The sequence below is a fragment of the Vibrio sp. D173a genome, from assembly GCF_030248475.1.
In genome coordinates this window covers 1-916 of record NZ_JAHGAH010001299.1, presented here as the reverse complement: position 1 = coordinate 916, position 916 = coordinate 1, and the positions used below count along the sequence as shown (strand labels likewise).

Below are 916 nucleotides of genomic sequence, written 5' to 3'. Positions count from 1 at the left end.
TCGAGAGTGAAGAGCGACTCGCTATTGTCGGTGCGCATTATCGCGTTGAGTTCGACTGCATAACGGGTTATTTGGAAAGTTGGTTGAAAGACGGTGTTGAACAGCTTGCCAGTGGCATTCGTGATAACTTCTATCGTGCACCACTGGATAACGATATTGGTGTGAGTTAAGCAAATCGCGTTGATCCCAACTCATGGATAGCGCGATGGCAAGCCGCGGGATTAGATTCTCTGACGCCAGAGTGCATTGATTTCTCCTTCTTCACGCATGAAAACAAAGTGCTTGTGATGTCGAAAATTGCTCATGTTGTTGAAGGACAAGTACGCCTGTTGTCGACTTGGCAATATCAATTGTTCTCTGATGGCGAAGTGATTATCGATGTGCATGTTCAGGCCGCCAAAGGTCTGCCATCACTGCCACGTGTTGGTTTATCCTTTGCGCTAAAAGAGACGTTGAATGAGGTGACATGGTTTGGTCGTGGGCCACATGAAAACTACCCAGACAGAAAAAGCTCGGCTCATATTGGTCGCTATCAGCAGAACATAGAGCAGATGCATACTCCTTATATTTTCCCGTCTGATTGTGGGTTGCGTTGCGATGTGCGTGAGGCCGTTATTGGCGGATTTAAATTACAGGGCGATTTTCATTTTTCGGTCAGCCGCTTTGGACAGCAGCAACTTGTGCAGGCCAAACACACTTGTGATCTCACCGAGCAAGACCAGTTGTTTGTTTACATCGATGGCTTTCATATGGGGGTTGGTGGAGATGATTCATGGACGCCAAGTGTGCATGATGAGTTCAAATTAACACAAGAGCACTACCGTTATCAGGTTCGATTATTTGGTGCATAGAGGCTTGGTGATCTGCTTGAGGAATAAAAGGATCATAGTAGGCCAAATATTATAGTACCCTAAAT

1 pseudogene is annotated in these 916 nt (G+C 46.0%); it reads left to right on the top strand.

Annotated features, from left to right (window positions below):
- A pseudogene (gene lacZ / locus KIV40_RS32965) lies at positions 1-851 on the top strand (beta-galactosidase); the annotation flags it as partial.
- Positions 852-916 lie beyond the last annotated feature (65 nt).